The organism is Minwuia sp. IMCC3009 (assembly GCF_029909415.1).
In the GTDB taxonomy this organism is placed as follows: domain Bacteria; phylum Pseudomonadota; class Alphaproteobacteria; order Minwuiales; family Minwuiaceae; genus Minwuia.
Map to the genome: position 1 here is coordinate 4075818 of NZ_CP123781.1, position 19719 is coordinate 4095536.

At 65.8% G+C, this 19719-nt stretch carries 21 protein-coding genes; 5 read left to right on the forward strand and 16 right to left on the reverse strand.

Translation table 11 applies throughout. The annotated features are described in order from the left end of the window. The first annotated feature begins 8 nt into the window (after window positions 1-8). The gene (locus QGV55_RS19050) at window positions 9-548 is read left to right on the forward strand and encodes a TlpA disulfide reductase family protein (protein ID WP_281019055.1); all 540 of its coding nucleotides are present in this window, start codon (window positions 9-11) and stop codon (window positions 546-548) included. A gap of 55 nt (window positions 549-603) precedes the next feature. On the opposite strand, the gene QGV55_RS19055 is transcribed toward QGV55_RS19050, so the two are convergent. Next, on the reverse strand, window positions 604-1014 hold the full coding sequence (locus QGV55_RS19055; protein WP_281019054.1) for a hypothetical protein: 411 nt from the start codon (window positions 1012-1014) through the stop codon (window positions 604-606). A gap of 178 nt (window positions 1015-1192) precedes the next feature. Between QGV55_RS19055 and QGV55_RS19060 the strand changes: the two genes are divergently transcribed. Continuing rightward, the gene (locus QGV55_RS19060) at window positions 1193-2221 is read left to right on the forward strand and encodes a hydroxyacid dehydrogenase (RefSeq protein ID WP_281019053.1); all 1029 of its coding nucleotides are present in this window, start codon (window positions 1193-1195) and stop codon (window positions 2219-2221) included. A 202-nt stretch (window positions 2222-2423) separates the two neighbouring features. Here the strand turns inward: QGV55_RS19060 and gshB are convergent, their stop codons facing one another. The 9 genes from gshB to QGV55_RS19105 all read right to left on the reverse strand — a co-directional run bounded on the left by gshB (window position 2424) and on the right by QGV55_RS19105 (window position 14017). Next, window positions 2424-3365, reverse strand: coding sequence for a glutathione synthase (gshB, locus tag QGV55_RS19065; RefSeq protein WP_281019052.1), 942 nt, complete (start codon window positions 3363-3365; stop codon window positions 2424-2426). Window positions 3366-3564: 199 nt separating this feature from the next. Then, on the reverse strand, window positions 3565-5664 hold the full coding sequence (locus QGV55_RS19070; protein ID WP_281019050.1) for a 3-hydroxyacyl-CoA dehydrogenase NAD-binding domain-containing protein: 2100 nt from the start codon (window positions 5662-5664) through the stop codon (window positions 3565-3567). Window positions 5665-5857: 193 nt separating this feature from the next. Further along, window positions 5858-7006, reverse strand: coding sequence for an MFS transporter (locus QGV55_RS19075; protein ID WP_281019049.1), 1149 nt, complete (start codon window positions 7004-7006; stop codon window positions 5858-5860). Between the two features lie 35 nt (window positions 7007-7041). Continuing rightward, a complete protein-coding gene (locus QGV55_RS19080; RefSeq protein WP_281019048.1) occupies window positions 7042-8109 on the reverse strand; it encodes a putative zinc-binding metallopeptidase in 1068 nt (355 codons plus the stop codon). Between the two features lie 150 nt (window positions 8110-8259). Next, the gene (locus QGV55_RS19085; RefSeq protein ID WP_281019047.1) at window positions 8260-9411 is read right to left on the reverse strand and encodes an acyl-CoA dehydrogenase family protein; all 1152 of its coding nucleotides are present in this window, start codon (window positions 9409-9411) and stop codon (window positions 8260-8262) included. A 3-nt stretch (window positions 9412-9414) separates the two neighbouring features. After that, on the reverse strand, window positions 9415-10209 hold the full coding sequence (locus QGV55_RS19090; RefSeq protein WP_281019046.1) for an enoyl-CoA hydratase: 795 nt from the start codon (window positions 10207-10209) through the stop codon (window positions 9415-9417). A gap of 131 nt (window positions 10210-10340) precedes the next feature. Then, complete coding sequence (locus QGV55_RS19095; protein ID WP_281019045.1) at window positions 10341-11117, reverse strand: VOC family protein; 777 nt, start codon at window positions 11115-11117, stop codon at window positions 10341-10343. A gap of 135 nt (window positions 11118-11252) precedes the next feature. Beyond that, the gene (locus QGV55_RS19100) at window positions 11253-13550 is read right to left on the reverse strand and encodes a molybdopterin cofactor-binding domain-containing protein (RefSeq protein ID WP_281019044.1); all 2298 of its coding nucleotides are present in this window, start codon (window positions 13548-13550) and stop codon (window positions 11253-11255) included. Window positions 13551-13561: 11 nt separating this feature from the next. Beyond that, window positions 13562-14017 (reverse strand): (2Fe-2S)-binding protein, encoded by a 456-nt coding sequence (locus tag QGV55_RS19105; protein WP_281019043.1) that lies wholly within the window; start codon window positions 14015-14017, stop codon window positions 13562-13564. Window positions 14018-14125: 108 nt separating this feature from the next. Between QGV55_RS19105 and soxX the strand changes: the two genes are divergently transcribed. Genes soxX through soxZ form a run of 3 tightly spaced genes read left to right on the forward strand, consistent with a single transcriptional unit; the run spans window position 14126 to window position 15495 of the window. Next, entirely contained in the window at window positions 14126-14635 is a 510-nt protein-coding gene (gene soxX / locus QGV55_RS19110; RefSeq protein WP_281019042.1) for a sulfur oxidation c-type cytochrome SoxX, read from the forward strand. Next, window positions 14632-15150 (forward strand): thiosulfate oxidation carrier protein SoxY, encoded by a 519-nt coding sequence (locus QGV55_RS19115; RefSeq protein WP_281019041.1) that lies wholly within the window; start codon window positions 14632-14634, stop codon window positions 15148-15150. Before soxX ends, QGV55_RS19115 begins: the two co-directional genes overlap by 4 nt. Before the next feature lie 3 nt (window positions 15151-15153). After that, the gene (gene soxZ, locus QGV55_RS19120; RefSeq protein ID WP_281019040.1) at window positions 15154-15495 is read left to right on the forward strand and encodes a thiosulfate oxidation carrier complex protein SoxZ; all 342 of its coding nucleotides are present in this window, start codon (window positions 15154-15156) and stop codon (window positions 15493-15495) included. A 16-nt stretch (window positions 15496-15511) separates the two neighbouring features. Here the strand turns inward: soxZ and QGV55_RS19125 are convergent, their stop codons facing one another. From QGV55_RS19125 to QGV55_RS19150, 6 genes are all read right to left on the reverse strand, one after another. After that, complete coding sequence (locus QGV55_RS19125) at window positions 15512-16375, reverse strand: LLM class F420-dependent oxidoreductase (RefSeq protein WP_281019039.1); 864 nt, start codon at window positions 16373-16375, stop codon at window positions 15512-15514. A 96-nt stretch (window positions 16376-16471) separates the two neighbouring features. Continuing rightward, a complete protein-coding gene (locus tag QGV55_RS19130; protein ID WP_281019038.1) occupies window positions 16472-16945 on the reverse strand; it encodes a DoxX family protein in 474 nt (157 codons plus the stop codon). Window positions 16946-16958: 13 nt separating this feature from the next. Beyond that, window positions 16959-17729, reverse strand: a complete 771-nt coding sequence (locus QGV55_RS19135; protein WP_281019037.1) for a DNA-binding domain-containing protein — start codon at window positions 17727-17729, stop codon at window positions 16959-16961. Continuing rightward, window positions 17726-18601 (reverse strand): DUF692 domain-containing protein, encoded by an 876-nt coding sequence (locus tag QGV55_RS19140; RefSeq protein WP_281019036.1) that lies wholly within the window; start codon window positions 18599-18601, stop codon window positions 17726-17728. Before QGV55_RS19140 ends, QGV55_RS19135 begins: the two co-directional genes overlap by 4 nt. A gap of 72 nt (window positions 18602-18673) precedes the next feature. After that, entirely contained in the window at window positions 18674-18970 is a 297-nt protein-coding gene (locus QGV55_RS19145) for a DUF2282 domain-containing protein (RefSeq protein ID WP_281019035.1), read from the reverse strand. 199 nt (window positions 18971-19169) lie between these two features. Then, window positions 19170-19634, reverse strand: a complete 465-nt coding sequence (locus tag QGV55_RS19150) for a YHS domain-containing (seleno)protein (RefSeq protein ID WP_348637669.1) — start codon at window positions 19632-19634, stop codon at window positions 19170-19172. Window positions 19635-19719 lie beyond the last annotated feature (85 nt).

The following is a 19719-nucleotide window of genomic DNA, read 5'->3' on the forward strand; positions in this document are numbered from 1 at the left end:
TCGGCCTGTTGGCCCTGCTGATGGCGATCCTTAGTCCGGCAGGCGCCGGAGCGGAACCCCCGCTGGCGCAATATGCCACGGGTCAGTTACAGAATCTCGCGGTTCATGACACGCCGAAGCCGCTTGCCGATGCGAGCTTCCGGGACGGCAGCGGCGCTGAGATCGGTTTCGATGCCTTCCGCGGCAAGGTGGTGCTGGTCAATCTCTGGGCCACCTGGTGTGCCCCCTGTCGCCACGAGATGCCATCGATCAGCCGCCTTCAGACTGCGCGCGGGGGCGATGATTTCCTGGTCGCCGCGATCTCGGTCGACCGGGGCGGTGCCGAGAAGTCGCTGGCCTTCCTGCAGGAAGTGGATGCCGACAACCTGCCGCTCTACGTCGATCCGACCACCCGGATCGGTCGCGCGCTGGGGGCCTATGGCCTGCCGATCACGATCCTGCTGAACCGGCAGGGGGAGGAAGTGGCGCGACTGGTCGGTCCGGCGGAATGGGACAGCCCGGAAGCACTGGCCCTGATCGATGCGCTGATCGCGGACGGCGCGTCCTGAGAGGATATTTCTTCAGGAGGGCCGGCGCAGCTTCCAGAAGAGGTAAACCTCCCGCTCAGTCTTCCTTTGGCTCGCAGAGCACCGCGTAGGGCGCATCGAGGCGCTGGCCGTTATGGAACAGTGCACCGGTCTGCCGGTTGACGGTGACCTGCCCCGCATCGATCCCGGCATCGTTCAGGAAGGGCGGTGTGTCGGCTCCGAGAAGTTCGGCCAGCGGCACCCGCAGGTCGATGGTGATCTCGTTGGGCAGGGTAATGCCGCCTGAACCGGGAAGATCGGCGGGTGCCACCGCATTGCCATTTGCGTCGACACCGGGCCGATAGGCCACATCGGCGTCCGGTCTGTGGATCTCCACCAGACGGCAGGTCTCCTCCGGGTCCGGTTCTGCCGGATATGTCTTCGGGGCCGCTGTCAGCAGTCCGGGAAGTATCGTCAGCAGGAGCAGCAGGGGTAGGGGATTGCGCATCAGTTCATTCTGGCCACGATAGCTTGATGATTGGTTGCCGGAAGTTTGCTGCCTGTTCCGTCCCTCTCCCCCACCCGGCCACCCACGGGATCATCCTGAATGGGTGGCCGGGCGGGGAACAGGGACGACGCCGCGCCTTCCGTGCAGTCATGGATGAGGATTCTGGGGAGAGCGTTTCATGGCGCGGATTGTCTATCTCGATGCGTTTCCGGCGGAGAATGCCCTGCCCATTCTGGCTGAACGGCCGGAACATGAAGTGATCCGCATCGACCGCCACGCGCCGTTTGCCGAGAGTTTCGCCACGCTGGCCTCCGCGCACGCGTTCCAGTGCGTTCCGGCACGGGACGAGGTGCCGGAACCGCTGCGCGTCGATGCCGCCTTCCTGGCCCGGGCGCCGGAACTGCTGGTGGTGTCCTCCGGCGGCTCGGGTGTCGATACCTTCGACCTCGACGCCTGCACGGCGGCAGGGGTGCTGGTGGTCAATCAGGCGGGCGGCAATGCGGAGGCGGTGGCGGAACATGCGCTCGGCATGATGCTGCTGCTGATGAAGCGGGTGCCGGAGGCGGACCGCGCCCTGCGCCGGGGCTGGAATGGCGCGCGTACCGATTTCCGGGGCGCGGACCTGTTGGGCAAGACGGTCGGCATCATCGGCCTCGGTCACATCGGGCGCAGGCTGGCCAGCATCTGCCGCCACGCCTTCGACTGCGAGGTTCTGGCATACGACCCCTATCTGGATGCCGATGAGATGGCCCGCCGTGACGCGCGGAAGGTCGGCTTCGAGGAGGTGCTGTCGGGCTCCGACGTGGTCAGCATCCATTGCCCGCTGAGCGCCGAGACCCGGAGGATGTTCGACGCGGCGGCCATCGGCATGATGAAGCCCGGCGCCCGCCTGATTGCCACCGCGCGCGGCTTCATCCATGACGAGGACGCGCTGTATCAGGCGCTGAAGTCCGGTCATCTGGCCGGTGCCGGTCTCGACGTCTGGGATGCCGAGCCCCCCACCGCCGACCACCCGCTGCTCTCCCTCGACAACGTCATCACCAGCCCCCACACCGCAGGCGTCACCCGCGACAGCCGCGAACGCATGGCCCGCTACGCCGCGACGCAACTGATCGACATCTTCGACGGCAAGGCCCCGGTGCGCCCGGTGAACACAGCCGTGCTGCCTGTCTGGCAGAAGAGGGTGCAAGGGTTCCTGAAGGGGTAGCCCCCGTCATCGTTCACGGGCTTGACCCGCCGCGAGCCTGGTCTCCGACGCCTGCGCGGCACCATGGGTACCCGGGTCAAGCCCGGGCACGGCGTGGTGGAAGGTGGAGCCGGAAGTTGGTCATCTCAACAAGACCCACCCACGACGCTCGCGGACTTGATCCGCGAGCCCAGCTTGAGGCGCTGGAGGGACGTGACCCGACTCAGGCGCGCTTGGCTTCGATGGCGTCCCAGATCAGGCCGGAGAGGTTGGAGCCGTCGAAGCGGTCGATTTCCTGGATGCCGGTGGGGCTGGTGACGTTGATCTCCGTCATCCAGTCGCCGATGACGTCGATGCCGACGAAGATCATGCCGCGCGCCTTCAGCTCCGGGCCGATGCGGTCGCAGATCTCCCGCTCCCGCGCGGTCAGGGTGGAGCGGACGGCCTGTCCGCCGACATGCATGTTGGACCGGCTCTCGCCCTCTGCCGGGACGCGGTTGATCGCGCCCACCGGTTCCCCGTCCACCAGGATGATGCGCTTGTCGCCCTTGCGCACGTCGGGCAGGAACTTCTGCGCGATGATCGGTTCGCGGTACATCACCGCGTAGGTTTCCATCAGGGAACTCAGGTTGTCGTCGCCGGGCCGTAGGTGGAACACCCCGGCGCCGCCATTGCCGTAGAGCGGCTTGATGATGATGTCCTGATGCTCGGCCTGGAAGGCCCGGATCATGTCCGTGTTGCGGGTGATCAGCGTCGGCGGCATCAGATCGACGAAGTTGGTGACGAACAGCTTCTCCGGCGCGTTGCGCACCTCCATCGGGTCATTCACCACCAGTGTCTTCGGATGGATGCGTTCCAGCAGGTAGGTCGTCGTCAGATAGGCCATGTCGTAGGGCGGGTCCTGGCGCAGCAGCACCACATCGACCTCCGACAGGTCGATGATGCGGTCCTCACCCTGGCTGAAATGGTTGCCGACTTCCCGCTGCACGGTGACGTCGCGCAGCCGGGCCATGACCTTGCCGTCCTGCCAGGCCAGCTCGTCGGGCAGGTACCAGCTCAGTTCGTGGCCGCGCGCCTGTGCCTCCAGCATCAGCGCGAAGGTGGAATCCCCCTTGATGTCGATCCCGGCAATCGAGTCCATCTGGACGGCGACCTTGAGTGTCATGAGCTTTTCCCGTTCGTGGCTGCCCGAACCGGCAGCGGTCACCCGATGATAGGGCGGACGCGGGCGCGGGCAAACCGCACGCCGGTAATCCGGACTGGCAGGCAGTGGTCAGGTGCCGCGACAGGCGCGGCGGCAGGATGGTCCACCATGCAGAGCACTCCTGCACCCGGCATGGCGGCCCTTTCCCCGGTTCAGCGCATCAGCGCTGGAAGTCGGCGAAGCTCTTGCCCTCGGCGACCAGCTTCTCGATCAGTGCCGCAGGCTTCCAGTCATCCTCGCCCGACTGTTCGTAGTAGTGGCGGATCCGCTCCAGCACCTTGTCGAGGCCCACGTAATCGGCGTAGTGCATCGGCCCGCCCCGGTGTTTCGGGAAGCCGTAGCCGTTCATGTAGGTGATGTCGATGTCGACGGAGCGGATGGCGATGCCTTCCTCCAGGATCTTCGCGCCCTCGTTCACCAGCGCGTACATGCAGCGTTCCAGGATCTCGTCATCCGAGATCTCGCGCCGCTTGATCCCGGCCTCCGCCGAGTTCTTCTCGATCAGCTCCTTCACCACGGGATCGGGCAGCGGCACACGGCTGCCTTCCTCGTAGCGGTACCAGCCCGCGCCGGTCTTCTGACCGTGACGGCCCAGTTCCACGACCTTGTCGGCCAGCGAGGAATAGCGGCGGCCCTGCGGCCAGGTCTTCAACTGGTGCTGGCGCACGCGATAGCCGACGTCCAGACCGGCCAGATCGCCCATGGCGAACGGCCCCATGGCGAGACCGAAGTCATAGAGCACGCGATCCACATCCTCCGGCTGGGCGCCTTCTTCCACCAGGAAGCTCGCCTGTCGGCCATAGGGATGCAGCATCCGGTTGCCGATGAAGCCGTGGCAGTTGCCCGCGAGCACGCAGATCTTGCCGATGCGCTTGCCCAGGTCCATCACGGTCTGGATCGTGTTCGGGCTGGACTTGGCGCCGCGCACGTTCTCCAGCAGCTTCATGACGTTGGCCGGGCTGAAGAAATGGGTGCCGATGACGTCTTCCGGCCGCTTGGTGACGGAGGCGATCTCGTCGATGTCCAGGGTGGAGGTGTTCGACGCCAGGATCGCGCCCGGCTTCATGACCGCGTCCAGCTTGGCGAAGACCTGCTTCTTGATCTCCATGTCCTCGAACACCGCCTCGATGACGATGTCCGCCTGGCCGATGTCGTCATAGGACGTGGTCGGTGTCAGCAGACCCATGCGCTTCTCGACCTCTTCCATCGTGAAGCGGCCACGCTTGGCGCTGTTCTCGTAGTTGCGGCGGATGATGCCGATGCCACGGTCCAGTGCCGCCTGCTCCAGTTCCAGGATGGTCACCGGAATGCCGGCATTCAGGAAGTTCATGGCGATGCCGCCGCCCATGGTGCCGCAGCCCAGGATGGCGCAGCTGTTGATCTCGCGGGTCGGTGTGCCCTTCGGGATGTCGGGGATCTTCGCCACTTCGCGCTCGCCGAAGAAGGCATGGATCTGGGCCGCCCGCTGCGGGCTCTGCATCAGTTCCATGAACAGCTCGCCCTCGCGCTTCAGACCGGCCTCGAAGCTGTCCGACGTGACGGATGCCTCGACCGCGGCGATGCAGTTCTGCGGTGCCAGCACGCCGCGCGCCTTCTTCGCCAGGTCGGCGCGGAACTTGTCGAAGATGCCCTTGTCGGCTTCGTCCAGCTTGCCGCGGCTGCGCGAGATCACCTTCAGCGGCGCGCCGTCGGCCACCAGCTTCTCGGCGAAGGCGCAGGCCCCCGGAATCAGCTCATCGACAATGGCATCGACGATACCGGCCTTCTGGGCCAGCGGCGCGGGCAGCATGTCGCCGGAGGTGATCATCTTCAGTGCCGTCTCGACACCGGCCACGCGCGGCAGCCGCTGCGTGCCACCGGCACCCGGCAGCAGGCCCAGCTTCACTTCCGGCAGGCCGACGAAGCCCTTGGCCACGGCAACGCGGTAATGCGCCGCGAAAGCCGTCTCCAGACCACCGCCCAGCGCCGTGCCATGGATCGCGGCAACAACCGGCTTGGTCGCGTTCTCGTAGTCCTGGATGACCTCGTTCAGACCCGGGGCCGTCATGGGCTTGCCGAATTCGCGGATGTCGGCACCGGCGATGAAGGTGCGCCCGTCACCGGCCAGCACCACCGCCGTGATGCTGTCGTCGGCCAGCGCCTCCGCCAGCCGGTCCCGCAGCCCCTGCCGCACAGCCTGGCTGAGCGCATTCACAGGCGGGTTCTGCACCAGAATGACGCCAACCGCGCCGCGTTTCTCAAGCACCACAGGTGATGACATGGCTCTCTCCTCCCCAATCGGAATGTTTGTGTGTCCGTGCGACAGCCTGTTCCATCCCTCTCCCCCTCCCGGCCACCCACGGGAGTATCCCTAATGGGTGGCCGGGAGGGGGAGAGGGATGGAACAGGCCACGGCAAGAAACTCGTACCAATGAGTTAGCTCAGGCTGTCAGGAGCGTCAAAGACTGTTCGCGCTACAGCGCCAGATACTTGCCGTCGAACCGGCGATTCAGCAGCAGTGCCGCCACTGTCGCGCCGACCGACAGGCCCGCCATCGCGACATAGGCGTGTGCGCCGAAGTCGCCGTAGAGACGGCCCGCGAGCAGGGCGCCGAGGCCCATGAAGATGCCCATGCCGAAGGCGGCGAACAGCCCCTGGGCGCTGGCCGACATGTCGGGTGGCGCGGCGCGCTGGATGAAGTGCATGGCCCCCAGGTGGGTCGCGCCGAAGGTGAGGCCGTGCAGCACCTGCAGCAGGGCCAGCGCGGTGAAGGTGTCGACGAAGCCGACCACGGACCAGCGCAGGATGCCGGCGGCACAGCCGACGATCATCAGGATCATCGGGCCGATGCGGGCAATCACCTGCCGGGCGAAGGCGAACAGGATGATCTCCGCCACCACGCCCTCGGCCCAGAGCAGACCAATCTCCACATCGCTGAGACCCCGCGCCTGCCAGTCGAGCGTGCCGAAGCCATAGAGCACCGCATGGGCCGCCGCATTCAGGCCGACCGCCAGCAGGAACAGCCGGTAGACCGGGTGGGCGAGCAGGCGCAGGGCGCCTCTCTTGCGGTCCTTCGCGACCGGAAAGCGGATATCGGGCACGAACAGGGCCACGATGGTGGTCAGCGCCAGACCGCCCACCACCAGCCAGTGCGTGATGTCCGGGTTCCCCCCCTCCAGCAGCCAGCCCGCGCCATAGACCGCGCCGATGAAGCTGACCGAGCCCCAGAGGCGCATCCGTCCGTAGTCCAGATCCTTCTGCGCCGCCGCGGTCATGGTCAGGTTGTCACCCAGCGGCAGCACCGGGGCATAGATGGCCTGCGCCAGGATCGTGAAGCCCAGGAACATCCAGAACCCGTCGGCGAAGTGGAACAGCGCATAGCCGATGGTGGTGCCCACCAGCAGCAGCACCAGCGGGCGTCGCCGCAGCCCCAGACTGTCGGCCCAGCGGGTGCCGAGCGGGCTGGTCAGCGGCTTGATCCAGAATCCGGCGGCCAGCACGATGCCGATCTCGTCCGCACTCAGCCCGCGCGCGCTCAGCCAGGCCGGCCACCAGGGCATCAGCACCCCGGCCACGGCAAAGATCGCGGCATAGAACAGCGACAGCCGGATCGCCCAGCCCATGCCATTGTCGGCAGGGGGTTCTGCGACCGTCCCGCTCAGAGCGGCAGGCCCCGCACCACCCGGTGCACGAAGCCCAGCTTCTCGACCACCGGCGCGGCGAGCGCGAAGGGATAGGCATCCTCCTGGCCGACACTGCGATTGAGGCTGTTCATCGCCACGGTCAGCGGCATCCATTGCGACATCAGACGCTCGAAATCGGTCTCGTCATAGGGGTTGGATCGCTGAGCGATCTCCACCCCGTCGGCCCGGACCTGCAGCGGATCGGTCTGCAGCCCGAAGTTCCAGGCCGTGTTGAGCGTGTCGATGATCAGCAGGTAATGGCTCCAGCTCTCGGCCCAGTCCTCCCACGGGTGACTGGCGGCATAGGCGCTGATGTAGTGGTCGCGCCAGTCGCTGCGCGGGCCGTTCTGGTAATGCGTCTCCAGCGCCTCGCCATAGTCCTGCCGTTCATCCCCGAAGAGCTGGCGGCACGGCTCCAGCCATGCGGTCGGCGCGATCAGGCGATCCCAGTAGAAATGCCCGGACTCGTGGCGGAAGTGGCCCAGGATTGTGCGATAGGGCTCGGCCATCTGCTCGCGCATGCGGATCCGCGCCGCCGGATCGGCCTCCGCGATGTTGATGGTGATCAGTCCGGCATCATGGCCGGTCAGTACCCGGCCGCGTTCGCTGAAGGTCGGGTCCTCGTCAGCCAGGAAGTCGAAGGCCAGCCCATCCGCGCGCACCGACTTCGGACTGACATCCAGCCCCAGTCGCATGCAGGTGAAGACCAGCCGCCGCTTCTCCGCTTCCAGCCGGTGCCAGAGTTCGCGGTGGCCGGGCACATCCAGGTCCGGGATGGTGTTGTTGAGCCTGCACGACACGCAGAAGGGATCCGCGTCACCGTCCCGGATCATCCAGTTGCAGCCATTGTCCTGGGCGTGGTGGCTGCACTTGACGTAGCGGGTCGATGTGCCGCCGCCGACCAGTGTCGCGCTGCCGTCCGCATCCAGGGCCACCATCTGTGACGTATCCGGCACGAACCCGAGGTCCGCGCCGCAGGACATGCATGTCGTGTTCTCGAAGTAGACAGCCGCACTGCAACTGCCACAGGTAAAGATCTTCACGTCATGGATTCCCGGAATGGTTCAAGAACTTGGATGTGGCCCATGTCCGTTCCGGCGTTCGGGAAACGGCACCGACCTGCCTGCATGTCGCCCTTCGGAAGCCGAACTGCAATGTCGGACCGGAGGTGCGGGCAGGCCGGTGCGATCCTGTCAGTTCCGGCCCATCATGTCGCGTGCAATGATCTGCTTCATGATCTCCGCGCTGCCGCCTGCGATGCGTGACATGCGGCTGTCGGCCCAGGCCCTGGCGATGGGATATTCCCACATGTAGCCCGCGCCGCCGTGGAGTTGCAGGCATTCGTCCAGCACCCTGCACTGCATGTCGGTGGCGTTCATCTTTGCCATCGCGGCATCGATCTCGCTCAGTTCCCCCTTCAGGTGCTGTTCCAGGCAGCGATCGACGAAGACCCGCAGCATGGTTGCATGCGACTGCAGCTCCGCCAGCTTGAACTGGGTGTTCTGGAACTGCGCGATGCTGCGTCCGAAGGCCTGACGGTCCTTGGTATAGGTCACGGTCCAGTCGATGGCCGACTGCACGGTCTCCGCGCCCTTGACCGCCTGGATCAGCCGTTCCTGCGGCAACTGGCTGACCAGCTGGATGAAGCCCTTGCCCTCATCCGGTCCCAGCAGGTTGGACACCGGTACCCGCACGTCGCTGAAGAACAGCTCCGACGTGTCCTGCGCGTGCATGCCGATCTTCTCGAGATTGCGCCCGCGCTCGAAGCCTGCGCGATCACCCTCCACCAGGATCAGGCTGATGCCGCGCCAGCCCTCGTTCGGGTCGGTCTTGCAGGCCACCACCACCAGGTCGGCGAGCTGGCCGTTGGAGATGTAGATCTTGGAGCCGTTGATGACGTACTCGTCGCCTTCGCGTTTCGCGGTGGTGCGGATGCCCTGCAGGTCCGATCCGGCACCGGGTTCCGTCATGGCGATGGCGCCGATGACTTCCCCTGTGGTCATCTTCGGCAGCCACTTCTTCTGCTGTTCCGCCGATCCATAGTGGCGGATGTAGGGGGCGATGATGTCGGAATGCAGCGGGAAGTTCGGCCCCGTTGCACCGACCCTGGCCAGTTCCTCCAGCACGATGGCGGAGAACATGAAGTCGGCGCCGATGCCGCCCATTTCCTCGGGAATGTCACAGCAGAGCAGGCCGGCCTCGCCCGCCTTCAGCCAGACCTCGCGGGAGACCTGGCCGTCCTTCTCCCACTGGCGATGGTGGGGCTCCACCTCCGTCTCCATGAAACGGCGGCAGGAATCGCGGAAAATCTGATGGTCTTCATTGAAGATCGTGCGTGGAATCATGGCTCAGACCCCCCTGAATGTCGGTGTGCGTTTCTCGACGAAGGCCTTCGCGGCCTCCTTGTGGTCCTCGGTCTCGCCGCTGCGGGTGTGGTGCATCGCCTCCATGTCGAAGCAGCGGGCCAGGGACTCGGTCATGGCCGCGTTCATGTTGCGCTTCATGTAGGACAGGGCGATCTTCGGCCCGTTGGCGATCTTCTGCGCCAGCGCCATGGTCTCCGCCTCCAGGTCGGCGTCGGCGACAACGCGGTTGACGATGCCCAGCGCGTGCGCCTCTGCAGCGTTCAGCTTGTCGGCGGTATAGTAAAGCTCCCGGGCCTTGGCAGTGCCGACCAGATGGGTGAGGAAATAGCTGCCGCCGAAGTCACCCGAATAGCCCACGTTGGCGAACGCGGTGGTGAACTTCAGCGTGTCGGAGGCCACCCGCATGTCGCATGACAGGGCGATGGACATGCCCGCCCCGGCGACCGGACCACGCACCATTGCAATTGTCGGCTTCGCCATCTCGTGCAGCAGGCGGGAAACCTCCATGCCGCCGCGCAGCTTCAGCACCTTGGCCTCCAGCGTGTTGTCGGCGAACTCCCGCCCTTCGGCCATCGACTTCACGTCGCCCCCGGCGCAGAAGCCGCGGCCCGCGCCCGTGATCACGACGCAGCCGATGGAGCGGTCCATGGACAGCCGCTGGCAGTTCTCCACCAGCGCCTCAAGCATTTCCCCGCTCAGCGCGTTCAGCCGGTCCGGCCGGTTCATTGTCAGGACGGCAACGCCATCCCTTTCCTCGACCAACAGGTGATCGGTCATTTCCTCATTCCTCCCCGGAAGTGTGGCTCGTTTGCTGCCTGTTCCATCCCTCTCCCCCACCCGGCCACCCAACAAGGATACTCACGTGGGTGGCCGGGTGGGGGAGAGGGATGGAACAGACCAAACCCGAATTACTGGATCAGGTTACAGCGCACCTGCATCATGGTGAAGCCGTCGGCATCGTTTGGCAGGCCACGCGCCTTTGCACGGCTGAGGGACTCGGCCTTGTCCGCCATGCGGAAATCGATGGCCGAGATTCCGGGCAGTTCGTCCGCGCCCGTGGCGCGGAAACGGATGATGCCCCCGTCGGGCAGCGGCATGTCGAAGCCGCCCTCGACCGCCAGGCAGGGAATGTCCAGCAGCGATGACCAGGTCGATGCCTGCCGTGCAGGATCGGGATTGACCAGTTCCATGCCGACCATGGCCTCGGTCAGGCCCGCGCGCACATGGCTGAGCCAGTCCGGCCCGCCCCAGCGCCAGTAGCTCCATTCCTCCGACGGGTCCGGCGACTCGGCGAAGGAATCGACCGACAGGATGACCCCGCCCAGATCAACCGGGTGGAAATGGGTCGCGACCGCGCCATCGTCGTCACTGTTCCAGACGGCGCGAATGCCCAGCTTCTCCGCCCGCGCCCGTGTCGGGGCCGCATCGGCGGCATGCAGCAGCACCATGTAACCGGCGTCGCCGCCGCGCCGGGCCATGAAGCGCCCCGCCGCCGTGTCGGTCTGCCCGGGCTCCGGCGCCACGATCTCCAGGAAGTTGTCGCCCACCGGGATGACACCATTGTGCAGCCCGAAGTGGCCGACACCGGGATCGCGAAACCCGACCTCCAGTCCCAGTACATCCAGCAGAACCTCTTCCGCCGGTTCCAGCTTTTCCGCAGCAAACGCGATCTGGCGCAGTTTCATCAATCGTCCTCCCCTTGAAGTCTGCTCCCCTTTTCGCACAGGCCGGCCACAAACGGAAACGGCGCCGGTGGTTTCCCGCCGACGCCGTTCCGGTTCAGGCCCCGGAGAGGGGCCTGATGTTCAGTGCTTCGATCGTCAGCCCATGGCGGCCTTGACCGCGGCTGCCGTGATCGGCAGGTCGCGGACGCGGGCGCCGGAGGCGGCGAAGATGCCGTTGGCGATGGTCGGTGCGACCACGGTCACGCCGGGTTCGCCCGCACCCACCGGATAGTGACCCGGCGACACCACGGTCACGTCGATGTCCGGCATGTCTTCCATGCGGACCGGCGTGTAGGTGTCGAAGTTGTCCTGCTGGATCGCGCCATTCTCCATGGTCGCGAACTCCTTGGTCGCGAGGCTGAGACCCCAGAGGGCACCGCCCTCGACCTGCGCACGGACACCATCGGGGTTCACCGCGGTACCGACGTCGATGACCAGGGTCATCTTCTCGACCTTGAACTCACCGGTCTTCGGATCGACGTGCACCTGGGAGGCGCAGGCCGTCCATGTCGGGGTTGCCCGTTCCTGGGCGGAGACGCAGGCAATGCCGATGCCGGTGTTGGCCGCCATCTTCTTGCCGTAGCCGGCCTTGTCCGCCGCCATCTGCAGCACGTTGGCCAGGCGGTTCGCACCGCCGACGGCCATCGGGGCGGAACCGGCGTTCTTGCCGGTCGCGTCCAGCATGGCGAGACGCATCTTCAGCGGATCGACGCCCATCTTGTGCGCCATCTCGTCGATGAAGCATTCCACCGCCCAGAAGGTCCAGCCCGGTGCCACCGACCGAAGCTGGCCGGACGGCGTTGCCGACTGTGCCAGTTCCGACTTGATGGTGCGCACGGTCTGGTTCGGGATCGAGTACCAGTGGTCGGAGCCATTGATCGAGAACGGATCGACCTTGCCCTGCTTGTCCACCGAATCGGCCAGGAAGGCCGGGGCCTGCCGTGCCGTCGCCCAGGCGGAGACCACCTGCTGCTCCAGCCCGACCAGCTTGGATCCGTCACCGCCACCGGTCAGCTTCTGGTGCGTGATCGTGCGGGTGAAGTCCATCAGGGTGTCGGCTTCGCGGCTGTAGATCAGCTTCACCGGCTTGCCCGCGCCCTTCGCGGTCAGCGCCGCGACCAGGATGTAGTCGGATTCAAGCCTGCGGCCGAAACCGCCGCCCAGATGATACTGGTGAACCACCACCTGGCTCGGGTCCAGCTCCAGCGCCGCCGGTACCAGGCCCACCGCGAGGGTCTGGAACTGGTTGCCGGTATGGATGTGATAGACGTCGTCCTTCACTTCCACGACCGCGTTCATCGGCTCCAGCGGGGCATGCACGTTCAGCTGCGTCGTGTAGACCGCCTCATGCGTTGCCTTCGCCCCCTTGATGGCGGTAACCGAATCACCGTCCTTCACGAACAGCTGCGCGCCCTCACCGGAGGACTGCAGCTTCTCCGCATCGGCCAGGATATCTGCGGAGGACACCTTGGCGTTCGGACCGATGTCATAGGTCACCTTCAGCGCGTCACGGGCCTTGATTGCCTGCGGATAGGAATCCGCCAGCACCGAGACCCAGCCGGTGGTGGTGCCGGTGACATCATTGATCACCACGTGGCCCTGATAGCCCGGCACCTGCTTCGCGGCGGATTCATCGACTGCCGTCACCTTGGCGCCATAGCGGACCGGCGGCACCTTCGGCGTGGCGTAGACCATGCCATCGACGAAGACGTCGAGGCCGAAGGTCGCCGTGCCGTCGGTCTTGGCCGGAATGTCCAGTGCGGGCATCGGCTTGCCGACATAGCGCCGCTTCGACGGATCCTTCAGCGTGATCGCCTTCAGCTCGTCTTCCGAGAAGGCGCGGGCGGTTGCCCCGGCCTTCACCAGATCGCCGTAGGAGATCTTGCGGCCGGACTTGGCATGGCTGACCATGCCCTGTTCCGCCTGCAGCTCCGACAGGGCAACGCCCCAGTGCTTCACGGCGGCTTCCATCAGCGCGATGCGGCCGGCGGCACCGGCACGGGACATCTGGTCGAAGGTCCAGTTCACCGACCAGGAACCACCGGTCACGAACAGGCCGTATTCCGGCGCGGTCGAGACATAGGCGATGGAGACATCCTCCCAAGGCACTTCCAACTCCTCGGCAAGGGCCTGCGACAGCGGGGTGCCGACATGCTGGCCCATCTCGGCCTTGGTGATGTTGACGACGACCTTGCCGGCCTCGTCCATCGTGAACCAGATGTTGGGCGCGAAGTTGCCTGCAGCCTTGGCCTCCGCCAGACCACCCACGGCGGGCAGCAGCCCGTAGCCCATGGTCAGGGTGCCGACGGCCAGGGATCCGACCAGGAAACCGCGTCGCGAAACATCGCTCACGCTCTTGCTCCCGGTGCGGCCGATCTTTTCAATCCTTGTCATGATCTGCCTCCTCAGCCTTTCTGCATGTCACTGGCTGCGCGTGCGACGGCAGCCTTGATGCGCTTGTAGGCCATGCAACGGCAGAGATTGCCGGTCATCGCACCGACAATTTCGTCGTCAGACGGATTCGGATTCTCCGACAGGAACGCCGCGGCGGTCATGATCTGGCCGGACTGGCAATAGCCGCACTGCGGTGCCTGTTCGGCAATCCATGCCTTCTGCACCGGATGGTCGCCGCCCAGTCCTTCGATCGTGGTGATCTCGACGCCTTCCGCCGCATCGACCGGCGTGATGCAGGTACGTGTTGCAACGCCGTCAATATGCACCGTGCAGGCGCCGCAAAGTCCCTTGCCGCAGCCGAACTTGGTGCCCGTCATCCGAAGATGCTCGCGAATTACCCAGAGCAGAGGGGTATCCGCAGGGACATCAACCGTCTTGGTTGCCCCGTTGATCTTGAGGGTTGCCATGTATCCTCCCAGAGTGTTGCAACGTCGTCTGATGCGACGCTTTCTTGCTTCTTGTCATTTGTGCGGGTTGGCCTGACGACCTCTTGTGCGTCATCATCCCCTTCCCCGATGCGGAAATACTGTGCGGAGTGCGTCATCCTGTCAAATCATGTTGCGGCTCTTCTGCTGGCGGTCATTGGGGCCTGCTGCACCCTGGTTCCGGCCCGTGCGCAGCAATGTTCCGACCTGGTCGCGCAGTTTGTCGTACGCGAAGGCGGCATCGACAGGCCGCTTTGCGGTCGGGCGGGTGATGCCGCGCGTGGCCGCGTGATCGTGGCCGGACGGCAGGGCAACTGCCTCGCCTGCCACGCCGCGCCGATTCCGGAACAGGCGTTTCACGGTGACATCGGTCCGCCGCTGCATGGCGTGGCGGGACGCCTGAGCGAAGCGGAACTGAGGCTGCAGGTCGTGGACGCCACCCGCATCAATGAAGAGACCGTGATGCCACCGTTTCACCGGGTGGCGGGCCTGACCGGGGTGCGTCGTGATCGGGTCGGTCAACCGCTGTTGAGCGCAATGGAGGTGGAGGACGTGATAGCCTACCTGCTGACGCTGAAACAGGACCAGGCCCAGGAATGAACCAACACTCACCCAGCACGCGTGGCGTTTCCCGACGGGGTGTCGTCACGGGCGCTCTGGCCCTTCTGGGCCTGCCCGTGCTGCCCGCCTGGGCGGAGGGGATCCGCAATCGCGTGTCGATGTTCCGCCGGACCTTCCCCGTCCAGCCGGACGTGGCCGATGCGGAGGTGCTGGTGGACATCGTCCTGCGCGGCCGCACGCCCGAGCCTGACCTGATCGATCTGAAGCTGCCGGTGCTGGCGGAGAATGGTGATTCGATTCCGCTGACCTTTGATATCCGCTGCAGCTTCGAAGGCAACGACTGGCCGAAGACCGTTCATGTCTTCGTGCTCGGCAATCCGTTTCCGGAGGTGGCGCGCTATCACTACGGCCCCTGGAATGGCAGCGCCCTGACCGAGATGCGGTTCCGCATGCTGCAGACCTCTGATGTGGTGCTGGTGGCGGAGATGGTGGACGGGCGCGCGGCAACGGCACGGCAGAACGTCGAGGTTCTGCTCGGCGCCTGCGGCGGCTGAACCATGGCCGCACCGCTTCGCCGTATCCATGTCCCCCGTTCGGTAAAGCGGGGGGAGGTTTTCGAGGTCAGGACGCTGGCACGGCATCCGATGGAGTCCGGTGTCCGTTTCTCCACCGACAACATCGTCGTCATTCCCCGCCATATCCTTCAGGAGGTGAAGGCCTTCTACAACGACCGCCTGGTGTTTCGGGCCGAGTGGTTCAGCTCCGTTTCCTCCAACCCCTATCTCAGCTTTCGGGTGAAGGCCGTCGAGAGCGGCGAGGTCCGCGTTGTCTGGATCTCCGACTACAATGTGCATACCTCGGCCAGCACGATGATCGAGGTGGTGGCGCCGGACCCCTGATCGCCATGGCGCTGTGTCAGGCGTACTGGCTGATCAGTCCGCTCCAGTCCCGGGTCTCCTCCGGCGTGCGGATGGCAGTGGCCAGGCCGGCCATGTCGGAGACGGGGACGAGAACCCGGTCGATACCCATCCGGGCATAGTCCTCCAGCAGCGCACGGTCTTCCGGCATGCTGACGGTGATCTCCAGCGCCGCCGGGTTGCGCCCGTTCTGCTCCGCCGTGTCGCGGGCGAGCTGGATCAGGTCCTGCGGGGCTTCCCGTGCCGGAAAGAAACCATCCCCCAGCCGTCCTGCGCGTCGCGCCGCGGCCTTCGAATGGCCGCCGACAATGATCGGCACCGCGCCAGCGACAGGCCGGGGCACGCAGTACATCGGCGCGAAGCTGACATGCTCACCCTGAAAAGAGGCCGGCTGTTCGCCCCAGAGTGCCCGCAGGGCGGCGACGCATTCATCGGTGCGCGGCCCGCGTGTCCCGAACGGCTGTCCCAGCGCCGCGAACTCCTCCGCCAGCCAGCCGACGCCGATGCCCAGCAGGGTCCGTCCGCCGCAGAGATGGTCCAGCGTGGCCACCTGTTTCGCGACATGCACCGGACTGTGCTGCGGCAGGATCAGGATGCCGGTGCCCAGCCTGATCCGGCTGGTCCCGGCGGCGACATAGGCCATCCAGATCAGCGGATCGGGCAGGGGCAGATCCTCCACCCCGCCGGCCATCTTGCCGTTCTGCGCATAGGGATAGGCGGAACCGTAGCCCGCAGGCACGACCGTATGTTCCACTGTCCAGGCACTGTCGAACCCGGCTTCCTCAGCGGCCTGCAGCAGCTCCAGCGCGGGGTCCGGATCGACATAGGGGCCGGTGTTGCAATAGCGCAGTCCGAATTTCATGGCTGGTCCCTCCCCGGATCATGCGGCATCCGCCGCGCCGGGGAAGGGTAGACCGTTTGCTGCCCGGATGTAATCGGCCTCCCGTCCAGGGCGTGGCTATTTCAGGCCGAAACGCTTCGCCGCCAGGTGATCCAGCGACAGGGCACCGGCACCGCGGGCAATCAGGTAGCAGAGGATCGCCATCCAGAAGAAATGCTCGAAATTGTCATAGGCGGCGGCGCGGGCGCCGAGCACGAACTGGATGACCAGCGACATCACCAGCAGCGGGATGGCAGCCAGCCGGGTGAAGGCGCCGACCAGGATCAGTGCCGACATCACCAGCTCGAAGAAGGTGCCGAGGAACGCCGCAACGGCGACCGGCAGGATCGGCACCATGTATTCATATTCGAACAGCAGCAGCGTGTTGTCCCAGTCGTCCAGCTTGGTCATGCCGGCCCGCCAGAAGGTCAGGAAGATCACGATGCGCAGGAACAGCACGGCGGCGGGACCGCCCCAGGTGTCCAGCGGACGGGTGACAGCGGCGACGAGACCGGCGATGCCGCCGGGCGTGGTGTCTTGCGTGTTGGCCATGGTGGGGTTCCCTTTATTCTTCTTCGGTTTCTTCGTTGCGTCGGTGGGTGAAGTTGCCGGCAGACAGGTGTCCGGCGAAGGCCGTCATCAGATCGAAGCCGGGGTCGGTCTGCTGGGCCGCGACAGCCGCCTCGCCGAGTGTTCCACCGTCCTGCAGGGTTCGCAGCAGGGCGTGTTCTGCCGGATGCAGCAGGCTGGTCTGCACCTGCATTGCCGGTCGGGCGACCAGCACCGCTTCCGACCGGGGGGCGATGCTGCTCTCCGCCATCGCGTCGGCATTCATCCAGATCGCGTGGATCGGCCAGTCGGAGTGCAGCAGCGTCGCGGAGGGGACAAGCGCCGGTCGCAGCGCCAGCAGCACGTCCGCCGCCAGCCCCTGCAGTGCATCTGCGCCCATCGGCGCGGCTTCCCCTGCGCCATAGGCCGCATTGCGGGCCCAGTCGAGCCGGGCGATGTCCACCAGCCAGGGCCGGTCGGCCAGGGGCTCCGACAGGGCGATGAAGTCAGGCAGCTCCGCGCCATAGTCGAGCAGGTGGTTGGCCCGCGAGGGCGCGTGACGGATGAAGGCCGTTACCAGGCGGGTGAACAGGCCTTCCCCCAACAGCGTCCGTATGGTGGGAAACGCGTCGGCCAGCACTTCGAGGATCGATGCATGGGTATTGTTGCGATAGACCTCGAACCGCGCCGCCTGACGGCCATCGTCCTCCAGATCGGACAGGATCCCGTCCGATCCCTGGAACACGCCTGCGGCGAAGCGGCTCTGGATTTCCAGCAGGGTGCTCATGATGCGGTCCCCGCGCCCGTTGGCAGCGCATCCAGCCGGGACTGTGCGGTCCGGACCTCTGCCAGCAGCACCTCCAGTTCGGGAATCTCGGTATCCCATTCGACAAGCGTCGGAACGGCACCTGTGGCCGCGATCGCCTGATCGTAGAGGGTCCAGACGCTGTCACGGACCTGGCTGCCGTGATCGTCGATCAGCAGGGTGCCCCCGGCGTCGGCCCGTTCCGCATGTCCGGCCAGATGGATCTCCCCCACCGCGTCGAAGGGCATCCGGGCGAGGTAGTCCGCGGCGTCGAAGCCGAGGTTGTGGGCGCTGACATGGATGTTGTTCACGTCCAGCAGCAGCCCGCATCCGGCGCGTCGCACGGTCTCTTTGACAAAGTCCGCATGATCCAGCTCCGCCCCGGCGAATGCGGCGTACATGGACGGATTCTCGACCATGACCTGACAGCCGGTCGCGTCCTGGAAGATGCCGATGTTGCGGGCAAGGACATTGACCGCCTCCTCCGTGCAGGGCAGGGGCAGCAGGTCGTTCAGGCTGGCGCCGCCCACCTGTGCCGGGGCACGGACCCAGGCAATGTGGTCGGACAGGGCGGCCGGTCGATAGCGCCGCACCAGGTCACGGATGCGGGTGAGATGTTCCCGATCCGGCTCGTCAACCGATCCCAGCGAAAGCCCGACACCGTGGAAACTGAGGTCGAACCTTTCCCGGATCGCGTCAAGCTGGCGCAGGCGCGGCCCGCCCGGCACCATGTAGTTCTCGGTATGAACCTCGACCCAGTCGATCGCGGGCGGTCGGCTGATGACATCCAGCACATGTGGATGGCGCAATCCGAACCCGGCCGTCGGCGGCAAACTGGTGTTGGTCCCTTTCATTGCAATGCATGCCCGGCACTCGGGGTCGGGGCGCTGGCTGGACCAGCGCCCCGGTTCCGAAGATGACGCGGATCAGCCCTTGGCTTTCTCGTTGACGCCATCAAAGGCGGTCTGCTGACCACCCTTCGCCTCGCATTCGGCAGCCGTCGCCAGCTTCCACTCGCCGCCGTCATAGTCGACCGTCGACTGGCCGGCGCAGGAGTGGGTGCCTGCCTTGTTGGCGCAATCGTTCTGGCCAGCCTTGGAAATGCCGTAGCACTTCACCTTGTCGGCGGCGACGGCGTCGACCGGGGCCAGGGCAGCGGCCATGCCAACGGCACCCATCAGGGCAGCGGCAACGGAAAGGCTCTTGATTGATGTGTTCTTCATGATGTTCTCCTTCAGGTTCTGATCTACTCGGTTGGGTTGGCGGGACCCCTGCAACCCGCTGCGATCCAGTCTATCCGCCGTTTCGCCGGGGCCAATCGCCCAGACGCTGTTCTGGCGTGAATGTGATCGCGTACCGCGGGTCTTCGGAACCCCCTACTGCCGCCGTCCGACGACAGTAACTGGTGAGCCGGATGCCGGCTCAGTTCACCGGCGCGTGGCTGGCGTCGAACTGGGGCACCGGGCCGTCGGGCGAATGCTTCTTCTCCAGGCTGGCCCAGTTCACTTCCGACTGCTTGAGGTTGCCCTGAATGTCGGCCTCCCAGAAACCGACCACGGTGGGGGTGATGTTGAGGTAGAGCTTGCCGTCGACAATGCGCCAGAGCTCCGGGTTCGCCGGCACCTTGCCGCCCTGGGCGATGCCATAGGCGCAGTGACCATCGTAGGCGGGTGCATATTTCGCCGGGTCAGCGAGGAAGGTGTCCCGGTTCGCCTCGCTGGCGAAGGCCCAGGTCGCGCCATTGTATTCGGCGGTGATGGACGCCTTGCCGGGCACGGGGGCCGGCTGCTTGCCACCCACCGGTGCCTGGGTGAGGCTGCGGTAGGCGACGACGTCATAGCCGCTGGCTGCGAAGCCGGTGCCATCGACAAACTGCTCCCCGGCCATCGCCGTCCCGGCCAGCAGGCCGCCGGTCAGCAGGACGGCACCGAACGCGCCTGCCTTCAGATGTCTGATCATGGTTCTTGCTCCC

Coding starts and splice junctions, on each gene's coding strand:
- QGV55_RS19060 (WP_281019053.1), top strand. CDS start 1,193: ATGGCGCGGATTGTCTATCTCGATGCGTTTCCGGCGGAGAATGCCCTG.
- QGV55_RS19115 (WP_281019041.1), top strand. CDS start 14,632: ATGAACCAACACTCACCCAGCACGCGTGGCGTTTCCCGACGGGGTGTC.
- QGV55_RS19070 (WP_281019050.1), bottom strand. CDS start 5,664: ATGTCATCACCTGTGGTGCTTGAGAAACGCGGCGCGGTTGGCGTCATT.
- QGV55_RS19130 (WP_281019038.1), bottom strand. CDS start 16,945: ATGGCCAACACGCAAGACACCACGCCCGGCGGCATCGCCGGTCTCGTC.
- QGV55_RS19145 (WP_281019035.1), bottom strand. CDS start 18,970: ATGAAGAACACATCAATCAAGAGCCTTTCCGTTGCCGCTGCCCTGATG.
- QGV55_RS19075 (WP_281019049.1), bottom strand. CDS start 7,006: ATGGGCTGGGCGATCCGGCTGTCGCTGTTCTATGCCGCGATCTTTGCC.
- QGV55_RS19085 (WP_281019047.1), bottom strand. CDS start 9,411: ATGATTCCACGCACGATCTTCAATGAAGACCATCAGATTTTCCGCGAT.
- QGV55_RS19135 (WP_281019037.1), bottom strand. CDS start 17,729: ATGAGCACCCTGCTGGAAATCCAGAGCCGCTTCGCCGCAGGCGTGTTC.
- QGV55_RS19125 (WP_281019039.1), bottom strand. CDS start 16,375: ATGAAATTCGGACTGCGCTATTGCAACACCGGCCCCTATGTCGATCCG.
- QGV55_RS19100 (WP_281019044.1), bottom strand. CDS start 13,550: ATGACAAGGATTGAAAAGATCGGCCGCACCGGGAGCAAGAGCGTGAGC.
- QGV55_RS19150 (WP_348637669.1), bottom strand. CDS start 19,634: ATGGCCGGGGAGCAGTTTGTCGATGGCACCGGCTTCGCAGCCAGCGGC.
- QGV55_RS19055 (WP_281019054.1), bottom strand. CDS start 1,014: ATGCGCAATCCCCTACCCCTGCTGCTCCTGCTGACGATACTTCCCGGA.
- soxZ (WP_281019040.1), top strand. CDS start 15,154: ATGGCCGCACCGCTTCGCCGTATCCATGTCCCCCGTTCGGTAAAGCGG.
- soxX (WP_281019042.1), top strand. CDS start 14,126: ATGCGGAAATACTGTGCGGAGTGCGTCATCCTGTCAAATCATGTTGCG.
- QGV55_RS19105 (WP_281019043.1), bottom strand. CDS start 14,017: ATGGCAACCCTCAAGATCAACGGGGCAACCAAGACGGTTGATGTCCCT.
- gshB (WP_281019052.1), bottom strand. CDS start 3,365: ATGACACTCAAGGTCGCCGTCCAGATGGACTCGATTGCCGGGATCGAC.
- QGV55_RS19140 (WP_281019036.1), bottom strand. CDS start 18,601: ATGAAAGGGACCAACACCAGTTTGCCGCCGACGGCCGGGTTCGGATTG.
- QGV55_RS19095 (WP_281019045.1), bottom strand. CDS start 11,117: ATGAAACTGCGCCAGATCGCGTTTGCTGCGGAAAAGCTGGAACCGGCG.
- QGV55_RS19090 (WP_281019046.1), bottom strand. CDS start 10,209: ATGACCGATCACCTGTTGGTCGAGGAAAGGGATGGCGTTGCCGTCCTG.